This window comes from Pseudomonas sp. NPDC096950 (genome assembly GCF_044762525.1).
Classification (GTDB): Bacteria; Pseudomonadota; Gammaproteobacteria; order Pseudomonadales; family Pseudomonadaceae; genus Aquipseudomonas.
On record NZ_JBIWEL010000002.1, the window covers coordinates 435,202 to 455,153 of the forward strand.

15 protein-coding genes are annotated in these 19,952 nt (G+C 61.6%); all 15 read left to right on the top strand.

The window, feature by feature from the left end:
* Nucleotides 1-36: 36 nt before the first annotated feature.
* The 15 genes from flgG (at nt 37) to ACIQY3_RS06490 (ending at nt 19,924) form a co-directional block, all read left to right on the top strand.
* The gene (flgG, locus tag ACIQY3_RS06420) at nt 37-822 is read left to right on the top strand and encodes a flagellar basal-body rod protein FlgG (RefSeq protein WP_054049256.1); all 786 of its coding nucleotides are present in this window, start codon (nt 37-39) and stop codon (nt 820-822) included.
* A gap of 52 nt (nt 823-874) precedes the next feature.
* Nucleotides 875-1,570: a flagellar basal body L-ring protein FlgH gene (gene flgH / locus ACIQY3_RS06425; RefSeq protein ID WP_403018048.1), complete on the top strand. Its 696-nt coding sequence runs from the start codon at nt 875-877 to the stop codon at nt 1,568-1,570.
* A 27-nt stretch (nt 1,571-1,597) separates the two neighbouring features.
* A complete protein-coding gene (locus ACIQY3_RS06430; protein WP_163909044.1) occupies nt 1,598-2,686 on the top strand; it encodes a flagellar basal body P-ring protein FlgI in 1,089 nt (362 codons plus the stop codon).
* Between the two features lie 11 nt (nt 2,687-2,697).
* Nucleotides 2,698-4,005 (top strand): flagellar assembly peptidoglycan hydrolase FlgJ, encoded by a 1,308-nt coding sequence (gene flgJ, locus ACIQY3_RS06435; protein ID WP_403018050.1) that lies wholly within the window; start codon nt 2,698-2,700, stop codon nt 4,003-4,005.
* 23 nt (nt 4,006-4,028) lie between these two features.
* On the top strand, nt 4,029-6,068 hold the full coding sequence (flgK, locus tag ACIQY3_RS06440; RefSeq protein ID WP_403018051.1) for a flagellar hook-associated protein FlgK: 2,040 nt from the start codon (nt 4,029-4,031) through the stop codon (nt 6,066-6,068).
* A 13-nt stretch (nt 6,069-6,081) separates the two neighbouring features.
* The gene (locus ACIQY3_RS06445) at nt 6,082-7,659 is read left to right on the top strand and encodes a flagellar hook-associated protein 3 (protein WP_403018052.1); all 1,578 of its coding nucleotides are present in this window, start codon (nt 6,082-6,084) and stop codon (nt 7,657-7,659) included.
* Between the two features lie 116 nt (nt 7,660-7,775).
* On the top strand, nt 7,776-11,372 hold the full coding sequence (locus ACIQY3_RS06450) for a glycosyltransferase (RefSeq protein WP_403018053.1): 3,597 nt from the start codon (nt 7,776-7,778) through the stop codon (nt 11,370-11,372).
* Nucleotides 11,373-11,507: 135 nt separating this feature from the next.
* A complete protein-coding gene (locus ACIQY3_RS06455; protein ID WP_403018054.1) occupies nt 11,508-13,325 on the top strand; it encodes a calcium-binding protein in 1,818 nt (605 codons plus the stop codon).
* 315 nt (nt 13,326-13,640) lie between these two features.
* The gene (rfbF, locus tag ACIQY3_RS06460; RefSeq protein ID WP_054049272.1) at nt 13,641-14,414 is read left to right on the top strand and encodes a glucose-1-phosphate cytidylyltransferase; all 774 of its coding nucleotides are present in this window, start codon (nt 13,641-13,643) and stop codon (nt 14,412-14,414) included.
* Nucleotides 14,396-15,478, top strand: a complete 1,083-nt coding sequence (rfbG, locus tag ACIQY3_RS06465) for a CDP-glucose 4,6-dehydratase (protein WP_403018055.1) — start codon at nt 14,396-14,398, stop codon at nt 15,476-15,478. Before rfbF ends, rfbG begins: the two co-directional genes overlap by 19 nt.
* The gene (locus ACIQY3_RS06470) at nt 15,475-16,035 is read left to right on the top strand and encodes a dTDP-4-dehydrorhamnose 3,5-epimerase family protein (protein ID WP_403018056.1); all 561 of its coding nucleotides are present in this window, start codon (nt 15,475-15,477) and stop codon (nt 16,033-16,035) included. The genes rfbG and ACIQY3_RS06470 overlap by 4 nt, the downstream gene beginning before the upstream one ends.
* The gene (locus ACIQY3_RS06475) at nt 16,032-17,258 is read left to right on the top strand and encodes a methyltransferase domain-containing protein (RefSeq protein WP_403018057.1); all 1,227 of its coding nucleotides are present in this window, start codon (nt 16,032-16,034) and stop codon (nt 17,256-17,258) included. Before ACIQY3_RS06470 ends, ACIQY3_RS06475 begins: the two co-directional genes overlap by 4 nt.
* Nucleotides 17,255-18,109, top strand: coding sequence for an NAD-dependent epimerase/dehydratase family protein (locus ACIQY3_RS06480; RefSeq protein ID WP_403018058.1), 855 nt, complete (start codon nt 17,255-17,257; stop codon nt 18,107-18,109). Before ACIQY3_RS06475 ends, ACIQY3_RS06480 begins: the two co-directional genes overlap by 4 nt.
* Nucleotides 18,099-19,169 carry a class I SAM-dependent methyltransferase gene (locus ACIQY3_RS06485; protein WP_403018059.1) on the top strand — a complete coding sequence of 357 codons (1,071 nt, stop codon included), beginning with the start codon at nt 18,099-18,101 and terminating at the stop codon, nt 19,167-19,169. Before ACIQY3_RS06480 ends, ACIQY3_RS06485 begins: the two co-directional genes overlap by 11 nt.
* A gap of 17 nt (nt 19,170-19,186) precedes the next feature.
* A complete protein-coding gene (locus ACIQY3_RS06490) occupies nt 19,187-19,924 on the top strand; it encodes a cephalosporin hydroxylase family protein (RefSeq protein ID WP_403018061.1) in 738 nt (245 codons plus the stop codon).
* The last annotated feature ends 28 nt before the right edge of the window (nt 19,925-19,952 follow it).

The following is a 19,952-nucleotide window of genomic DNA, read 5'->3' on the forward strand; positions in this document are numbered from 1 at the left end:
GTCGCGCCGTAAAACAGGCGCACGAGGAGAATCGAAATGCTTCCGGCTCTATGGGTTGCCAAAACAGGTCTGTCCGCCCAGGACACTAACCTGACCACAATTTCCAACAACCTGGCGAACGTATCGACCACGGGTTTCAAACGTGATCGCGCCGAGTTCCAGGACTTGCTCTACCAGATCAAACGCCAGCCTGGCGCCCAGTCGACCCAGGACAGCGAACTGCCGTCCGGTCTGCAATTGGGTACTGGTGTGCGCATCGTCGGCACCCAGAAAAACTTCTCCGCCGGCAGCCTGCAAACCACCGAGCAACCGTTGGACCTGGCGGTCGACGGTCGCGGTTTTTTCCAGATTCTGCAACCGGACGGCACCACGTCCTACACCCGTGACGGCACCTTCCACCTCGACTCCAACGGCCAGATCGTGAACGCCAGCGGTTTCGCCCTGGAACCAGCCATTGTCATTCCGAACAACGCCCAGACCTTCACGGTCGGTACTGACGGCACGGTGTCCATCACCGTTCCCGGCAACCCGGCCTCCCAGGTGATCGGCAACTTGCAAACCGCCGACTTCATCAACCCGGCCGGCCTGCAAGCGGTGGGTAACAACCTGTTCCTGGAAACCGCCGCCAGTGGCGCGCCGCAAGTCGGCACCCCGGGCCTGAACGGTTTCGGTACCACGCTGCAGAACACCCTGGAAGGTTCCAACGTCAGCACTGTTGAAGAGATGGTCAACATGATCACCACTCAACGCGCCTACGAGATGAACTCCAAGGTGATCTCCACCGCCGACCAGATGCTCTCGTTCGTAACGCAGAATCTGTAATCAAGTCTATGGGGCGGCCATGCGGTCGCCAGCAACACCGTGAGGTAGGGTCATGAATCGCTTTGTATCTGTTCTGGCACTGAGTGGGGTAGTCGCACTCGCGGGCTGCGTCGCGCCGACGCCCAAGCCCAATGACCCTTATTACGCCCCGGTGTTGCCGCGCACGCCGTTGCCGGCTGCCGCCAATAACGGCTCGATCTACCAGGCCGGTTTCGAACAGAACCTGTACAGCGACCGCAAGGCGTTCCGGGTCGGTGACATCATCACCATCACCCTGAACGAGAAGACCCAGGCCAGCAAAGGCGCCAACTCGCAGATCGACAAGACCAGCAAGACCGGCATCGGTTTGTCTTCGCTGTTCGGTGGCGGCTTGAGCACCAATAACCCGGTGGGCAGCGGCGACCTGAGCCTGGACGTCGGCTACAGCGGCGACCGCGCTACCAACGGCGCCAGCAAATCCGGCCAGAGCAACAGCCTGACCGGTTCGATCACCGTGACTGTCGCTGACGTCTTGCCCAACGGCATCATCGCCGTGCGCGGCGAGAAGTGGATGACCCTGAACTCGGGCGATGAACTGGTGCGGATTGCCGGCCTGGTGCGCGCCGATGACATCGCCACCGATAACACCGTGTCGTCGACCCGCGTCGCTGATGCACGTATCACCTATTCGGGCACCGGTGCGTTTGCCGATGCGAGTCAGCCAGGCTGGTTCGACCGTTTCTTCCTCAGCCCGCTGTTCCCTTTCTAGGTGGCTACGTTGAACTTCAGAAGTCTCATGGTCGCTGCCTTGTTGATGTCCGCAGCCTTCACCGCTCAAGCCGAGCGGTTGAAGGACATCGCCAGCATTTCCGGCGTGCGGACCAACCAATTGATCGGTTACGGCCTGGTGGTCGGGCTTAACGGCACCGGCGACCAGACGACCCAGACCCCGTTCACCCTGCAAACCTTCAACAACATGCTCTCGCAGTTCGGGATCAAGGTGCCGCCGGGTTCGGGCAACGTGCAGTTGAAGAACGTCGCGGCGGTGTCGATCAGTGCGGACTTGCCGGCGTTTGCCAAGCCGGGTCAGCAGGTGGATATCACCGTGTCCTCCATCGGTAACTCCAAAAGCCTGCGCGGCGGCACCTTGCTGCTGACGCCGCTCAAAGGTATCGACGGCAACGTCTACGCCATCGCCCAGGGCAACCTGGTGGTCGGCGGTTTCGATGCCGAAGGTCGCGACGGTTCGAAGATCACTGTCAACGTTCCGTCGGCCGGTCGTATCCCTGGCGGTGCGTCGGTGGAGCGTTCGGTGCCGAGCGGTTTCAACCAGGGCAACAGCCTGACCCTGAACCTCAACCGTTCCGACTTCACCACCGCCAAGCGCGTGGTCGACAAGATCAACGACCTGCTCGGCCCTGGCGTGGCCCAGGCCATCGACGGCGGTTCGATCCGCGTCACCGCGCCACTGGACCCGAGCCAGCGCGTCGACTACCTGTCGATTCTGGAAAACCTTGAAGTCGATCCGGGCCAGGCGGTGGCGAAAGTCATCATCAACTCCCGCACCGGCACCATCGTGATCGGCCAGAACGTGAAAGTGTCCCCGGCCGCCGTGACCCACGGCAGCCTGACTGTGACCATCACCGAAGACCCGATCGTCAGCCAGCCCGGCCCTCTGTCCAATGGGCAGACCGCGGTCGTGCCGCGCTCGCGGGTCAACGCCCAGCAAGAAGCCAAGCCCATGTTCAAGTTCGGCCCAGGCACCACCCTCGACGAAATCGTTCGTGCGGTGAACCAGGTCGGCGCGGCGCCGGGTGACTTGATGGCCATCCTTGAAGCACTGAAACAGGCCGGCGCGTTGCAAGCCGACCTGATCGTGATCTGAGGACGTCGACCATGGACATGCGCAAGAGCGGCACTCTCAGCACCAGCGACTCGGGTTCTTACTCGGACCTCAATCGTCTGAACCAACTCAAGATCGGCGACAAGAACAGCGACGGGAACATGCGCAAGGTTGCGCAGGAATTCGAGTCGCTGTTCCTCGGTGAAATGCTCAAGTCCATGCGCTCGGCCACCGACGAACTGGGCAAGGACAATCCGCTCAACACCCCGGCCGCCAAGCAATACCAGGAAATGTCCGACCAGCAGTTGGCCGTTTCCATGTCTCGCGAAGGCGGCGGTATTGGCCTGGCGGACGTGCTGATGCGCCAGATGTCGAAGAACAAACCGCTGGCCCCAGGTGAGGCGGCAGCGAACTCGGCGGCCAAGCAGGAGGCGGCGAAAGCCAAGGCCGAAGCGATCACCACGCCGGTGGCCGCCGGTACAGTCGCCACGAATGGCCCGTTGTCGCGCCTTAACGGCGAGCGTCCGTTGTGGGCTTCGCGCGGGGTCAAGTCGCCGACAGCGACGGCCGCTCACAGCAATGACGTGGCGCTGCTCAATCAGCGGCGTCTGGCCTTGCCGCCGAAACTGGCCGACCGTTTGCTCGCCGGCCTGGTGCCGTCCACCGCGTCCAGCACCACGACCGCGGCCACCTCCCTCAAAAACCTGTTGCCTGAGCGCGCCACCACCACGCCGACCGGCGCGGGCCCGCTGTACAACGGCGACTGGTTGCCGTCAGCAACTGCATCGGCGTCGAGCGGGCAGATGCAGATTTACGGTCGCGCAATGGCGCAGATTCCTCTGGCGCCAGCGAAGAAAGCCTTCAGTTCCGCTGACGAATTCGTCAACACCATGTTGCCGATGGCCAAGGAAGCCGCCGACCGCATCGGCGTCGATCCGCGTTACCTGGTGGCCCAGGCTGCGCTCGAAACCGGTTGGGGCAAATCGGTCACGCGCGCCCAGGACGGCAGCAGCAGTCACAACCTGTTCGGCATCAAGACCGGCAGCAGTTGGAAGGGCGATTCGGCGCGGGCGATCACCAGCGAATTCAGGGATGGCGCGATGGTCAAGGAGACGGCCGAGTTCCGTTCCTACGCCTCTTACAAGGACAGCTTCCATGACCTTGTGACGTTGCTGCAATCCAATAATCGCTATCAAGATGTCGTGAAGTCGGCCGATAACCCAGAACAGTTTGTGCGCGAGTTGCAAAAGGCCGGTTATGCAACCGACCCGAACTACGCCAACAAGATTTCGCAGATAGCCAAGCAGATGACGAGTTACCAAAACTACGCTGCGGCGGGCGCTTCCACCACGCCTTTATAGGCACAAGGCATAAGGTCTGAACCATGAGTTTGCTCAATATCGGGATGTCGGGTCTGGCGGCTAGCCAATCCTCCCTGGCTGTGACAGGCAACAACATTGCCAACGTCGACACCGCCGGTTATTCGCGTCAGCAAACCGTGCAGGGCACCAAGGCCTCGCAACAGTACGGGAACGTCTTCATTGGCACCGGTACGACCCTGGCCGATGTGCGTCGGGTGTACAACTCTTACCTCGATTCGCAATTGCGCACCGCCACCTCGCTCAACAGCGAGTCCGCGTCGTACCTGGCCCAGGCCACGCCGCTGGACGCCTCGTTGTCGGATACCAACACCGGCCTGACTGGCGTGTTGCAGAAATTCTTTACCTCGGTACAAGGTGTGTCGACATCGGCAACTGACGATACCTCGCGTCAATCGGTGCTGACCGGCGCCCAGGCGTTGAGCGCCCGCTTCAACAGCATCGCCAAGCAGCTGAACGACCAGAACACCACCATCAATGGCAGCCTGGCTGACATGGCGTCGCAGGTGAACAAACTGGCCACTTCGATTGCCAACCTCAATCAGAAGATTGGCGAAATCTCCACCAGCGGCGGCCAGCCGAACGACCTGCTAGACACCCGTAACGAAGCGGTGCGCCAATTGTCCGAGATGGTCGGCGCGCAAGTTGTCGAACGCGGCACCAGCTATGACATCTACATCGGCAGCGGCCAGCCGTTGGTGATCGGCAACACGACGAACACCCTGGGCACCGTGCCGAGCAAAGACGATCCGTCGCGCATGGCGCTGCAAATGGATCGTGGCTCCAGCACCATCGACATTACCTCGGTGGTCAGCGGCGGCGAAATCGGTGGCCTGCTGACCTACCGCAAGGAAGTGCTCGACCCGTCGCTCAATGAGCTGGGGCGCGTGGCCCTGGTGGTGGCTGATCAGATCAACAGTCAGCAAGCCCAAGGCATCGACAAGAACGGCGAGTTCGGCGCGGCGATCTTCAACAACATCAACAGTGCCGCGCTGATCAGTCAGCGCAGTATTGGCAATGCGAGCAACAGCGCAGGTTCCGGTAACCTGGATGTCACCATCAAGGACACCGGCAAGCTGACCACCAGCGATTATCAGGTGACCTTCACCAGCGCCACGGACTACAGCGTCAAGCGCTCCGATGGCACCGATATGGGCACCTTCAGTACCACGACGACTCCGCCTCCGGTGATCGACGGTTTCAGCCTGTCGCTGAACGGCGGTGCCCTGAGCGCCGGCGACAGCTTCAAGGTGACCCCGACCCGCGGCGCCGCAGCCAGCATCCAGACCGTACTGACCGACCCGAAAAAAATCGCCGCCGCCGCGCCGTTGACCGGTGTGGCCAGCTCCAAGGCCAGCGGCACGTACACCCAGCCGACGCTGACCAGCACCATCGATATCTACAACTCGACGAACCAGTCCGACATGCAGACCGGGCTCAAATACTCGACGCCGGTCAAGATCACCTTCGGTGCCCCCAGCGGTGGCAGCCAGACCTACAGCATGACCGACGCCCAAGGCAACCCGCTGGGCAGCGGCACCATTGTTCCGGGCCAGGACAACACCCTGAGCTTGAAAGTCCCGATGGTCGACGCCACGGGTACGCCGATCATGGGCGGTACGCCGCCGGTGCAGAAAACCTTCACCGTGCAGACCACCGTGGGCGGTTCGCCCGGCACTGGCGAAAGCTTCTCCATGTCCCTGACCGGCGCGGCGTCTTCGGACAACCGCAACGCCCAGGCGCTGGTTGGCCTGCAAACCAAGCAGACCGTGGACACCGGTTCGGCGAGCAAGGGCATCAGCCTGACCGACGCCTACAACACGCTGGTGACCAACGTCGGCAGCAAGGCGGCCCAGGGCAAGTCCGACAGTGCCGCCACCACGGCGATCCTGACTCAGGCCAAGGGCGCCCGTGATTCGCTGTCCGGGGTCGACCTGGATGAAGAAACCGGCAACCTGGTCAAATACCAGCAGTACTACACCGCCTCTTCGCAGATCATCAAGGCTGCGCAGGAAACTTTCAGCACGCTGATCAACAGCCTTTAAGGAGTCGTAATTCATGCGCATTTCCACCGCCCAGTATTACGAGACAACCGCTGCCAACTATCAGCGCAACTTCAACAAGGCGATCGCGACCAGCAACGAAGCCAGCAGCCTGACCCGCGTCAACACGGCCTCCGACGATCCGATCGGTGCCGGTCGTTTGCTGCAACTCGGCCAACAGAGCGCGATGCTGGATCAGTACAACGCCAACATCAGTTCGACCAAGAGTTCGCTGAGCCTGCAAGAGACCACCCTGGACTCCATCGGCACCGCCTTGCAGCGCGCCAAGGAAATCGGCCTCAGTGCCAACAACGGCATTACCACCGACGATGACCGCAAGGCCTTTGCGGCAGAATTGGGCCAGATCCAGCAGCAAGTGCTGGGCCTGATGAACTCCAAGGATTCGGCTGGCAACTACCTGTTCTCCGGATCGAAAACCGACACCCCGCCGTACACCCAGAATTCCGACGGCACCTACAGCTACAACGGTGACCAGACCCACATCGACCTGGGCATCGGCGACGGCTTGACCGTGGCCAGCAACACCACCGGTTGGGACGCGTTCCAGCAGACCATCAACACCAGCCGCACCCAGGCTGCCATGACCGCGCCGGCGGTGGATGATGGTCGCGTGGTCCTGTCCAACGGCCAGGTGACCAACAGCGCCACCTACGACTCCAAGTTTGCCAGCGGCCAGCCGTACACGGTCACCTTCCTGAGCAGCACCCAGTTGAAGATCACCGACGGGCTGGGCAACGACGTCACGACCGAGGCCAGCCAGAACGGCGCGTTCAGCAACAGCAACGGCGCCAACCAGGTGGTCAATTTCCGTGGTGTCGATCTGAACCTGAACATCAACCTCAAGTCGGGCGACGTACCGGATACGGTCATTGCCGGCCACACCTTCCAGTTGACGGCCAACCCGGACACCATCGGTGCCGTGCGCAGCGCCGGCAACGCGTCCACCGCGGTCGTCACCGGTTCCTCGGTGACCAACCCGACGGCCTACAACGCGGCGTTCCCGTCGGGCGGGGCGATCCTCAAGTTCACCAGCGCTACCGCGTTCGATTTGTACGCGGCGCCAGTGACGGCCGACAGCCGTCCGGTATCGTCGGGTGCTGTGGTGGCGGGTCCTCCGGCTACCGCCACCGCGGCAGGCGTGACCTTCACGCTGGGCGGCGGCACACCGGCTGCCGGCGATCAGTTCGCCGTGCAGGCCAATGATCACCAGACCCAGAACGTGCTCGATACCCTGGGCAAGATGATCACCGCTCTGAACTCGCCAATCGACGGCAACACCGTGGCCAAGCAACAATTCCAGGCCGCCATGGATTCGGGCCTGGCCAACCTGGACAGCGCCACTGACCAGTTGGGCTCAGCCGTTACTTCCATTGGTGCGCGCGGTCAGTCGCTGGACGATCAGTCCACGACCAACCAGAGCCTGAGCCTGGCGAACACCGCTACCCAAGGCTCGATTCGTGACTCCGATCCTGCTGAAGTGATGACTCGCCTGACCCTGCAACAGACCATGCTGCAAGCCGCTCAATTGGCGTTCAGCAAGATCACGTCGCTGGGCCTGTTCAACAAGATCTGACAGTAGCCGGGCGCGCAAGCGCCCGGTCACTGCTGCCCCTCTGATATCTACTGTCTTTTTCCGCGGTTCAAAGGGCTCGCTTTACTGGGCGAGCTCACGCCGCCTGCGAGTCCGCCGTGAATTCACTCCCTCTAGTCAGCCTCGTCATTCCTGCCTTCAATCCGCGCTTTTTCAGTCGTGCGTTGCACAGTGCCGTGACTCAGGGTTATGGCAATCTCGAGATCATTGTGTGCGACGACAGCCGTGGCAGTGAGATCGAAGAGGCGGTCATCTTGATCTCCGGGCAATCCGGCGTTGCCGTGCGCTATGTGCGCAACCCGCGCACGCTCGGGATGGTGGGCAACTTGCAGGCCTGTCTGGAAGAGGCCCAGGGCGAGTTCATCAAGTTTCTCTGTGATGACGATCACCTGTTCACCGCGTGCATCGAGCAGCAGGCCCAAGAGCTGATGGCGCGTGATGAAGTGAGCCTGGTGCTGGCCCAGCGTTTGTTCTGGGACGCCGATGACATGCTGCTGCCTTCGCGTCTGGAGAACACGTCGCTGTCCCCGGTGAGCGGCCTGTTCAAGGGTGACGACCTGCTGGCGATTTTCGAGAATTTCCCGGTCAACATCCTCGGTGGTTTCAGCAATGCGCTGTTCCGTCGGGCGGACGTGCTGGAGTTGTTGCCTGCACTGTCCCAGGCGGGTCATTGCTTTGTGGCGACCCTCGATTTTGCCTTGTACGTGTGCCTGTTGCGGCGCGGCAATCTGGTGATGTCCAACAACGTGCTCAGTGTCGAGCGCCTTTACCCGGAGCGCTTGAGCGCTCAGCAAGCGATGAAGGACGCCGTAGAAGTTGAGCGTGAATGGATTTTGCAGATGCTCAAGGCGCGCAGTGGCGAGTCCGCGCCGGCACCGGGCTGGGTTCGTTATCTGCCGTTGACACGGACCGAAGAGTCGCCCCGGGTCTGGGAAGAATTGCCCTTGAGCCGAACCCTGGGCACCAAGCAAAGTGCCCAGGAATGGCTTGTCGGCATTGCCAGCAACAGTTTTGCCGAGCTCTATGCGCAGTGGCTGGCGTGCCGTGTCCTCAATGACGGTCAACGGTTGCTATTACCGGACACCATCGCCGGTTGGACCCACACCCCGAAAATCGTCCCGGTCATCATCGATGAACTCGGCAGCCGATCGGCCCTGGAGCTGACCCTGCAGTCGCTTGCCGCGCAGGACTACGCGCCCGAGCTGACACTGGTGTTGTCCGCGTCGTGCACCGAAGCTGCGCTGGATGAACGAGTCTTCCGTTTGCCATTGCAAGAGGACTGGCTGGCGCAGGTCAATGAACTGTTGCCGCAGTTGCAAGGTGCTGACTGGTTTTACCTGCTGCGTGCCGGTGATCGCCTGGTGGCGCCGGCCTTGTTGGCCATGGCCGAGCGGATTGTCCTGTCGCCGGTCCTGGCGTGCCTGTACAGCGACGAAGGCAGTTTGCGTCAGGGGGAATCGGCCGAACCGGCCTTCAAGCCCGACTTCAACCTTGACCTGATGCGCAGCTACCCCTACGTCGGGCGAGCCCTGGCATTCAAGCGCGAACGTTTCCTGGCCCTGGGCGGGTTCGACTCGGTGCACGGGGAACTGGCGCCACACGATGTGCTTTGGCGCATGGTTGAGGAGGACGGCACGCAGGTGATCGGACACATCGCCGAAGTGTTGCTGGAGTCGACATTCGATCTGGCCAAGTGGCTGGCTCACGCTGACGTGGTGGATAACAGCCCGTTGTTGCTGGACGCGCATTTGCAACGCTTGGGCGTGCACTATGAGAACCGCAGCGCCAGCGGCGAATTGATCAACCGTGTCGACTATCAGCACACGGCCCGGCCCTTGGTGTCGATCATTATCATCAGCAAGGACCAGACCGTCGCTTTGCAGCGTTGCGTTGAAAGCCTGCTGGAGAAAACCGCCTACGGCGATTACGAATTGTTGTTGGTCGACAATGGCAGCGAAACTGCCGAGGCACGGGCCTGGCTGGCTGGCATGGCAGGGCTGGGCAGCGAGCGGATTCGCGTGCTGGCGTATCCACAGCAAGGCAATGCCGCGGCCGTGTGCAACTTTGCGGTGAAGCAGGCCGGCGGTGATTACGTCCTGATGCTCAACCCTTACACGGTGATCACACAGGGCGACTGGCTGGATGAGCTGCTCAATCACGCCCAGCGTCCGGAGGTCGGCGTGGTCGGTGCCAAGCTGTTCAACCCGGACGGTCGGGTGTTGCATGCGGGGCTGATCCTCGGCTTGCAAGGGCCGGCCGGCGTACCGTTTTATGGTGAGTCCTTGCAGGCGCCGGGCTACATGTTCCGGTTGCAGGTCGCACACAACCTGAGCGCCGTCGGCGGTGATTGCCTGATGGTGCGCAAGGCCGTGTTCGATGCGGTCGGTGGCCTGGATGAAACGCACCTGGCCCAGTCCCTCAATGAAGCGGACCTGTGTTTGCGTATCAGCCAGGACGGTTACCTGGTGGTGTGGACGCCGTATGCCCGGCTGGCGCTGGGTGCACGTCCGGTCGTGCTGCCGCAGGAAGGCGAACAGGCGTTGCGCAGCCAGGAACAGGAAGTGTTCTACAAACGCTGGCTGCCGATCATCGCCCGTGACCCGGCTTACAACATCAACCTGTCATTGCAGGGGCTGGGCGGTTCGAGCTTCAGCCTCGAGCCAGGTTTGCGTACCGGTTGGAGCCCGTTTTCCAAAGCGCAGTTGCCGAAGATCCTCGCCGTTCCGATCAATGCCTCCGCGATTGGCCATTACCGCGTGACGCAGCCGATGATCGAATTGGAAGCTGCCGGCCGGGCCGAGGGGCGCATTCACTACAACATGCCCACGATGATTGAAATCGAGCGCCAGTCACCTGACGTGATCATCCTGCAGGGGCGGTACTCCGAAGGCACGATCAACGAAATCGTGCCGCTGCAAACCTACTCCAATGCCCGGCGGATCTATGAACTGGATGACTATGTCATCCATGTTCCCCATCGCAACGCGCATATCCGCAATATGCCGAACAAAGACGAGATGGAGCGCCTGGTGCGGCGTGCCATCGGTATGTGCGACCGCGTAGTGGTCTCCACCGAAGCGCTGGGTAATGCGTTGTCGGATATGCACCAAGACATTCGCGTGGTGCCGAACATGCTGTCCAGGCACCTGTGGAACGACATGCGCAGCCAGCGCCGCACCTCGAAAAAACCCCGGGTCGGCTGGGGCGGCGGCACCAGTCACCACGGTGACCTGGCGGTGATTGCCGATGTGGTCCGCGAGCTGGCGAATGAAGTCGATTGGGTATTCTTCGGCATGTGCCCGGATGATCTGCGTCCGTACATGCACGAGTTCCACGGGGTGATCGGGCTGGACGTCTACCCGGCCAAACTGGCCAGCCTGAACCTCGACCTGGCATTGGCACCGCTGGAATTCCACATCTTCAACGACTGCAAGAGCAACCTGCGTCTGCTGGAATACGGCGCGTGCGGCTACCCGGTGATCTGCACCGACACCGAGGCGTATCGCGGCTATTTGCCGTGCACCCGGATCAAGACCAACAGCACCGATGAGTGGCTGCAAGCCATCCGCATGCACCTCGCCGACCCGGACGCCAGCTACCGCATGGGCGATCAATTGCGCGAAGTGGTGCTGCGCGACTACGTGCTGCGCGGCGACAACCTGCGTTACTGGGAGAACGGTTGGTTGGCGGACTGATCGTTTCACCTGGCTGTTAAACAGAAGGCGACCTTGGGTCGCCTTTTTTTTTGCCCGCCGGTTCAAGCTTCTGCTTTCAGCAGTCGATAGTTGCCCAAGGATCTGGTTTTTTCACACCACGGCAAGGAAGAAAACATGGCAGTTATTAACGGAACAAACGGCACGGATACGCTGATCGGAACGAACGAGGATGACGTGATCAATGGACTGCGCGGCGATGATGTCCTGATCGGCGGCGCCGGCGCGGACAAGCTCGACGGTGGCGCCGGGTTCGATACGGCGGATTACTCCTGGTCCTCGGCCGGCATCAACATCGACCTGCGCAGCGGCGTCAGCCAGCGCGGTGTCGGCGGCGATGCCGAAGGCGATACGCTGAAGAACATCGAGAAGGTCATCGGCAGCGATTACGACGACACCTTCACCACCTCGTTGGGCGGCCGGACCCTTGAAGGCGGTCGGGGCAACGACACCTACATCGTCAATGCCGGCGGCACCAAAATCATCGAAGAGAGTGGTTGGGGTGGCGGTTATGACGATCAGGTGCTGACCAATCAGGCCCACTACCGGTTGGACGAGAACATCGAACGCCTGACCTATACCGGCACCGGTAAATTCACCGGTTACGGCAACGCCAGCGATAACGTGATCACCGGCGGGGCGGGCAATGATGTGCTGCTGGGTGGTGGCGGGGCCGACCACTTGATCGGTGGCGCGGGGTGGGATACCGCGAGCTACACCGACAGCACCGAGGGCATGACCTTTGATCTGAAGTACGGTGGCTACACCTCCGGGATTGCCTTCGGCGATACCTACACCGACATCGAAGCGATCCGCGGCTCGAACCATGACGACGTGTTTATCAGCGGTGCCGCTTTCAAGGCGCTGGACGGCGCTGATGGTTTTGACACGGTGGATTACTCGATGTCGGAAGCGGGGATTACCCTCGATATCCGCAATGGCACGGGCAAGCCTGGCATTGGCGGCGATGCCGAAGGCGTTACGCTGAAAAATATCGAACACGTCATTGGCACCATCTGGGCTGACACCTACGTGATCAACTCCACGGGTGTCACGATTGCCGAGCGCGGCTTCGCGATGGGGATCGACGAAATTCGTACCGGCCTGGCTTCCTACACCATGGACGCCAACATTGAGTCACTGACCTACACCGGAAAGGGCTCATTCACCGGTTATGGCAATGCTGGCGACAACACCATGACCGGCGGCGTCGGTAATGATGTGCTGGTGGGCGGCGAGGGTGCGGACCACCTGATCGGCGGCGCCGGCATGGACACCGCGAGCTATGCCGACAGTGCCGAGGGCGTCACGGTCGACCTGGTCTCCGGGCAGTTGAGCACAGGCGTGGCGGTGGGGGATCTCTACACCAGTATCGAACTGATTCGTGGCTCGACCTACGATGATCATTTTCGGGCGATTGACAGGCTGGTCGGCTTCGATGGCGGGGACGGTTTCGATACCGTGGACTATTCCTGGTCCAGCGACGCGCTGAACATTCACCTTCGCGAGCCGGGGCTCGGCGCTGACGCTGGGGCCGATACGTTGACCAATGTGGAGAAAGTCATCGGTTCGTTCGGGGCCGACACGTTCACCACCTCCATCGGCGGGGTCACCTTCGAGGGAGGCGACGGTGACGACACCTACGTCATCAACACCAGCAGCCTGGTGACGATCCTTGATAACGGCCGCAGCAATGCCTTCGGTGACACGTTGATCCTGAACAACGTCGCCACGGCCGCCGACCTGAATGTCATGCGGGTGGGTAATGACCTTTACCTCAGCAACACCAGCCCCGCGTCGGGAGCAGTTCCGGATAACGGGGTGAAGCTCCAGGATTGGTTCGCCGGTTTCGCCACCATCGAGCACATCCAGACCGCTGACGGCCAGGCCTTCAATTTGCCGACCAGCACTGATGGCTTTGCCATGTTTGGCTGAATGATTTTCGGCTAACAAGCACCTCCCCTGTGGGAGCGAGCCTGCTCGCGAAAGCGGTAGGTCAGTCGGCATCAATGTCGGATGACCGATTGCCTTCGCGAGCAAGCCCACTCCCACAGGTTCTCTTCCCTCTGGGTGGCTTCCAGGCCCACAGAGCTGGCGCGTTTCCTGCAAGTCCCCCTTCATATCGCCATAAAACGAGCACTCGCGCCTCGGCGGGCAGTGCACACAGCGGCGTTGAGCGTTTTATCCAGAAGGCCGGCAAAAGCTTGATACAGCTTGGCTGGGCCCTGTGACGAACAAGAGGGGAAGAGGATGAAGGCAGTTATTTTGGCGGGTGGCCTGGGTACGCGAATCAGCGAAGAGTCGCACCTCAAGCCCAAGCCGATGATCGAGATCGGCGGCAAGCCAATTCTCTGGCACATCATGAAGCAGTACTCCGCGCACGGAATCCATGATTTCGTGATTTGCCTTGGCTACAAGGGCTACGCGATCAAGGACTTCTTCGCCAACTACTTCCTGCACACCTCCGACGTCACCTTCGACATGTGCAACAACCGCATGGACGTTCACCAGAATTACAGCGAACCGTGGCGCGTGACTCTGATCGATACCGGCGAAGACACCATGACCGGTGGCCGTCTGCGCCGCGCCGCGCGCTATCTGGAAGGCGAACAGGCCTTCTGCTTTACCTACGGCGATGGTGTTTCCGACCTGAACATCGGCGCATTGGTGGATTTCCACCTGGCCCACGGCAAGCTCGCCACCGTGACTGCCGTGCAACCGCCGGGCCGTTACGGCGCCCTGGAGCGCGACGGTGACAGCGTCAAAGGCTTCATCGAGAAGCCGCGCGGTGACGGCGGCTGGATCAATGGCGGCTTCTTCGTGCTGTCGCCGAAGGTCTTGCCGTACATCGCCGACGATCAAACGTCCTGGGAAGCCGAGCCCCTGGCGGCACTGGCCAGCGAAGAACAATTGCAGGCCTTCCAGCACGACGGCTTCTGGCATCCGATGGACACCCTGCGCGACAAGAACCACCTCGAAGCGTTGTGGCTGAGCGGGGAGGCCCCATGGAAACAATGGGACTGAGCCCGGAATTCTGGCGCGGCAAGCGGGTTCTGGTCACCGGGCACACCGGTTTCAAGGGCAGTTGGCTGACGCTGTGGCTGCAAAGCCTCGGCGCCGAAGTCAGCGGGTTTGCCCTGGATCCGTCCACCGAGCCAAGCCTGTTTGAACTGGCGCGGGTGCACGAAGGCATCAATGATCAACGTGGCGACTTGCGTGACCTCGGCGCCTTGCTCGAGATCATCGCCGACACCGAGCCGGAGATCGTTTTGCACCTGGCCGCACAACCGCTGGTGCGTGAAGGCTATCGCGATCCGTTGGGTACCTATTCCAGCAACGTCATGGGCACGCTCAACCTGCTGGAAGCGATCCGCCAGGTCGGTTGCGTGCGCGCCTGCGTGTTGGTGACCACCGACAAGGTTTACGCCAACAAGGAATGGCTGTGGCCGTACCGTGAAGACGAAGCCCTCGGCGGCCACGATCCTTACAGCAGCAGCAAGGCCTGTTGCGAGTTGTTGGCGCAGTCCTACGCCGCGTCGTTCTTCCCGGCCGACAAACATGCCGAACACGGTTTGGCCCTGGCCACGGCCCGTGCCGGTAACGTGCTGGGCGGCGGTGATTTTGCGCCGGAGCGGTTGATTCCTGACGTACTGAAAGCCTGGTCCGCCGACGAACCGGTGACCCTGCGCTACCCGCAAGCCGTGCGCCCCTGGCAGCACGCGCTGGAGCCGCTGGCCGGTTATCTGCAACTGGCCGCCGGCCTCTACGAACAAGGCCCGGAATACGCCGGTGCATGGAACTTCGGCCCGAGCGAAGCGGACATGTGCAGCGTCGGCGAAGTGGTCGAGCTGCTCGCCAGTCGCTGGCCGCAGGCCCGAGGCTTGCGCATCGAGCCGAGTGATTTGCACGAGGCTGGCCTGTTGCGCCTGGACAGCAGTCGCGCCCGTCAATTGCTCGGTTGGCAGCCTCGCTGGTCGTTGCAGCAGTGCCTGACCCAAACCCTCGACTGGCACCTGGCGTGGCAAAACGGCGACGACATGCGCGCCATCACTTTGGGCCAGTTGAACCTGTACCGAGGCGCGCTGTGAGCGAATTTCTCTTGAACGCATTGCCGCTGGACGGCTTGTTCAGCGTGCAGCACAAGCGCTTCGAAGACGATCGCGGACACTTCGCGCGACTGTTCTGCGAAGGCAGTCTGAGCGCGTTCGGCCAGGCGTTTCATATCCGCCAGATCAACCATTCCTGCACCCGTGCGCGGGGCAGTGTGCGGGGTTTGCATTACCAGAATGCCAACGCGCCGGAAGCCAAATTGATCACCTGCCTGCGCGGTGAAGTCTGGGACGTGGCGGTGGATTTGCGTCCCGACTCCGAAACCTTCCTGCATTGGCACGCCGAGCACCTGCGGGCCGGCGACGGTCGCAGCCTGTTGATCCCGGCCGGGTTCGCCCACGGTTTCCAGACGCTGACCGACGACGCGGAATTGCTCTACCTGCACAGCGCCGATTACGCACCGGCCCACGAGGGCGGTTTATCGGTGAACGATCCACGGCTGGCGATCGCCTGGCCGTTGCCTGTCAATAATCTGTCAGCCCGGGACGCCAGCCATCCCGTGCTCGATGAACACTTCGCCGGAGTGCGTGTATGAATTGCCGTGGTTGCGCTACGCCGCTGGCCTTGCCCCTGATCGACCTCGGCACCTCGCCGCCGTCCAACGCCTATGTGCGTGCCGATCAACTGGAGCAGGCCGAGCAGTGGGTGCCGTTGAAAGTCGCGGTGTGCCAGCACTGCTGGCTGGTACAGACCGAGGATTACACCAGCGCCGACAGCCTGTTCGACGCCGAGTATGCGTATTTCAGTTCGTTCTCCAGCACCTGGCTGGCCCATGCCGAGCGCTATGTGGCCGAGATGGTCGAGCGCTTTGGCCTGACTGCCGACAGCCGCGTGGTGGAAATCGCTGCCAATGACGGTTACCTGTTGCAGTACGTCGCCAAGCGCGGCATTCCGTGCCTGGGCGTTGAACCGACCCGCAGCACCGCGCAAGCGGCGCGGGAAAAAGGCCTGGAGATTCGCGAACTGTTTTTCGGTCGCGACACTGCCACACAATTGGCCGCTGACGGCTGGTCCGCCGACCTGATGGCCGCCAACAACGTGCTGGCCCACGTCCCGGACATCAATGATTTCCTCGGCGGTTTTGCGACCCTGCTCAAACCGGCCGGCGTGGCGACTTTCGAGTTTCCGCAGCTGCTGACGCTGATGGCTGGCCAGCAGTTCGACACGCTGTATCACGAGCACTATTCCTACCTGTCCCTGACTGCCGTGCAAACCTTGTGCGCGCGCAATGGCCTGGAAGTGTTCGACGTCAGTCAATTGCCGACCCATGGCGGTTCGCTGCGGGTATTCGTGCAGCGCCTCGATGGTGAGCGTCGTGACGTACAACCGGCGGTGCAGCAACAGCTGCAGGCCGAACTCGCGGCGGGCGTGAAAACCCCCGCGTACTACGCGACCCTGGCGCCGGCGGCCGAACGCATCAAGCACGAACTGCTGCGCTTCCTGTTGCAGGCCAAGGCCGACGGCAAGCGCGTGGTCGGTTACGGCGCCGCTGCCAAGGGCAACACCTTGCTCAACTACGCCGGGGTCAAGCCGGATCTGCTGGCCTGGGTCGCCGATGCCAATCCGCACAAGCAGGGCAAGTACCTGCCGGGCAGCCGCATTCCGATTGTGTCGCCGGCCCGGATCGAACTCGAGAAACCGGATTACGTGCTGGTGCTGCCGTGGAACTTGCTGCACGAAGTCAGTCAGCAACTGGCCCAGGTGCGTGAGTGGGGCGGCCAGTTCGTGATCGCCGTGCCCGAGTTGACCGTCCTGTGAAGGTGCTGGTCACCGGCGCTACCGGGTTCGTCGGCCGGCATCTGGTCGCGGCGTTGCTTGCCCGTGGCTGCGAGGTCCGCGCCGTGGCGCGCAATGCCGAGACTGCAGCGGGTTTACCGTGGATCAATGACGTGGAATTCATCGCGGCGGATATTCACGCCGACCTGGATCTCCCGGCGCTGACCGCAGGCGTCGATGCCCTGGCGCATCTGGCGTGGCCCGGTTTGCCGAACTATCAGGCGCTGTTCCATTTCGAGCACAACCTGATGGCCGATTATCGGTTCATCAAGGGCGCGGTCGAGGCGGGCGTGTCGCAAGTGTTGGTTACCGGCACCTGTTTCGAATACGGCATGCAGAGCGGGCCGCTCACCGAGCAGTCCGCGCCGCAGCCAAGTAATCCTTACGGGTTGGCGAAAAACACCCTGCGTCTGTTTCTGGAAAATTTGCAGAAGGTTCAGCCGTTCACCCTGCAATGGGCGCGGTTGTTCTACCTGCACGGCGAAGGCCAGAACCCCAACAGTTTGCTGGCAGCGCTGGACCGGGCGATCGAGGCCGGCGACGCCACCTTCAACATGTCGGCCGGTGAACAGCTGCGCGATTACCTGGCCATCGACACCGCTGCCGGTTACCTGGCGGCGATCCTGCAACGGCGGGACTTCAATGGGCTGGTCAATTGTTCCAGCGGCCAGCCGATATCGGTCAGGACACTGGTGGAGCAGCGGCTGCGTGAACGCGGCGCCTCCATCGGTCTGAACCTCGGCCACTACCCATACCCGACCCACGAACCGATGGCGTTCTGGGGCGTGGCGGACCGTTTGCAACAGCTGTTGGGAGGCAATCATGAAGCATGAGTTGTATCGGGTCGCTGACCTGCCGGTGTTGCAGAATCGCACCTTCGCCGATTCGCAATCGGCCCGGGCCTCTGCCAGTGCGGACATGGTGCTGGTGCAGGATGAACAGAGCGGGTTGATCTTCAACGACGCCTTCGATGCCGACAAGCTCAGCTACGACGCCGACTACCAGAACGAACAAGCGCATTCTGGCCAGTTCCAGCAGCACCTGAGCGATGTGGAAGGGATCATTGCCCGTCACTTCAAGGGCCAGGAGCTGATCGAAGTCGGCTGCGGCAAAGGTTATTTTCTCGAACTCCTCAACGGCCTGGGCTACGCCATCACCGGCATCGACCCGGCCTACGAAGGCACCAATGCCGACGTGATCAAGGCTCCGTTCACCCGTGGCCTGGGCCTGGCGGCGGACGCCATCGTGCTGCGCCATGTGCTGGAACACATTCAGGATCCGGTGAGCTTCCTCGCCGAGATGGCCGAGGCCAATCAGGGCGGGCAGATCTACATCGAAGTGCCGTGCTTCGACTGGATCCTGGAGCACCGCGCCTGGTTCGACCTGTTCTATGAGCACGTCAATTATTTCCGCCTCGATGACCTGCGCCGGATGTTCGGCACCGTGCACGAGGCCGGTCACCTGTTCGGTGGCCAATACCTGTACATCGTCGCCGACCTCGCGACCCTGCGCCTGACTCCGGAACAACCGGTGCCGCGCCTTGATCTGCCCGACAACTTCACCCGCAGCTTTGAGCGCGCCGTGCAGATCATCCAGGCCAATGCGCAGCAGGGTTCGGCGATCTGGGGCGCGTCGTCCAAAGGCGTGATCTATTCGCTGTTCCTGCAACGGGCCGGGGTGGCGGTGGATCGCGTGGTGGATATCAACCCGGCCAAACAGGGCCGTTACCTGCCCCTGAGTGGCGTGCGGGTGTCCTCGCCGCAAGAGGCCATGGATGCGTTGCCCGAAGGCGCCAACCTGTTTGTGATGAACTCCAACTACCTCGAAGAAATCAAGCGGATGACCGGTGGACGCTACGTCTATCACGCCGTAGACAGCGCTTCGTTCCAGTGACTATTGAGACTTTTAAAATGACCGACAACACCATCAATAAAGCTTTCGAAGCCGAGTGCCAGGCCGAAATCGCACGTCAGGGCGATGACCAGAAACTCACCGGCCTGGCCCGGGATTTCTTCAACGAATCGGCCAGGCACAAGTACAGCTACCACTTCTCGTGGATGGGCCGTCCGATCATCCAGCTGCCGCAAGACATGCTGGCGATGCAAGAGATCATCTGGAACGTCAAGCCGGATCTGGTGATTGAATGCGGCATCGCCCACGGCGGCTCGATCATCTACTACGCATCCCTGCTGGAGCTGCAAGGCCACGGCGAAGTGCTGGGTATCGACCTGGACATCCGCCCGCACAATCGCGAAGCCATCGAAAGCCACCCGATGAGCAAGCGCATCAAGATGATCGAAGGCTCGAGCATTGACCCGGCGATCGCTGCCCAGGTGCGTGCCGCGGCTGAAGGCAAGAAAGTCATTCTGGTGCTCGACTCCAACCACACCCACGACCACGTGCTGGAAGAACTGCGCCTCTACGCACCGCTGGTTTCCGTCGACAGCTACTGCGTGGTGATGGACACCGTGGTCGAAGACATGCCGGCGGATTTCTTCCCGGACCGTCCATGGGGCCCGGGCGATAACCCGAAAACCGCGGTGTGGAAATACCTCGAAGAAAACAAGGATTTCGAGATCGATCAGCAGATGCAGAACAAACTGCTGCTCACCGTGGCACCGGACGGCTACCTGCGTCGCGTTCGTTAATTTCGGCACATCATTAAAGCGTTAACCA

Coding starts and splice junctions, on each gene's coding strand:
- flgG (WP_054049256.1), top strand. CDS start 37: ATGCTTCCGGCTCTATGGGTTGCCAAAACAGGTCTGTCCGCCCAGGAC.
- flgH (WP_403018048.1), top strand. CDS start 875: ATGAATCGCTTTGTATCTGTTCTGGCACTGAGTGGGGTAGTCGCACTC.
- ACIQY3_RS06430 (WP_163909044.1), top strand. CDS start 1,598: ATGGTCGCTGCCTTGTTGATGTCCGCAGCCTTCACCGCTCAAGCCGAG.
- flgJ (WP_403018050.1), top strand. CDS start 2,698: ATGGACATGCGCAAGAGCGGCACTCTCAGCACCAGCGACTCGGGTTCT.
- flgK (WP_403018051.1), top strand. CDS start 4,029: ATGAGTTTGCTCAATATCGGGATGTCGGGTCTGGCGGCTAGCCAATCC.
- ACIQY3_RS06445 (WP_403018052.1), top strand. CDS start 6,082: ATGCGCATTTCCACCGCCCAGTATTACGAGACAACCGCTGCCAACTAT.
- ACIQY3_RS06455 (WP_403018054.1), top strand. CDS start 11,508: ATGGCAGTTATTAACGGAACAAACGGCACGGATACGCTGATCGGAACG.
- rfbF (WP_054049272.1), top strand. CDS start 13,641: ATGAAGGCAGTTATTTTGGCGGGTGGCCTGGGTACGCGAATCAGCGAA.
- rfbG (WP_403018055.1), top strand. CDS start 14,396: ATGGAAACAATGGGACTGAGCCCGGAATTCTGGCGCGGCAAGCGGGTT.
- ACIQY3_RS06475 (WP_403018057.1), top strand. CDS start 16,032: ATGAATTGCCGTGGTTGCGCTACGCCGCTGGCCTTGCCCCTGATCGAC.
- ACIQY3_RS06485 (WP_403018059.1), top strand. CDS start 18,099: ATGAAGCATGAGTTGTATCGGGTCGCTGACCTGCCGGTGTTGCAGAAT.
- ACIQY3_RS06490 (WP_403018061.1), top strand. CDS start 19,187: ATGACCGACAACACCATCAATAAAGCTTTCGAAGCCGAGTGCCAGGCC.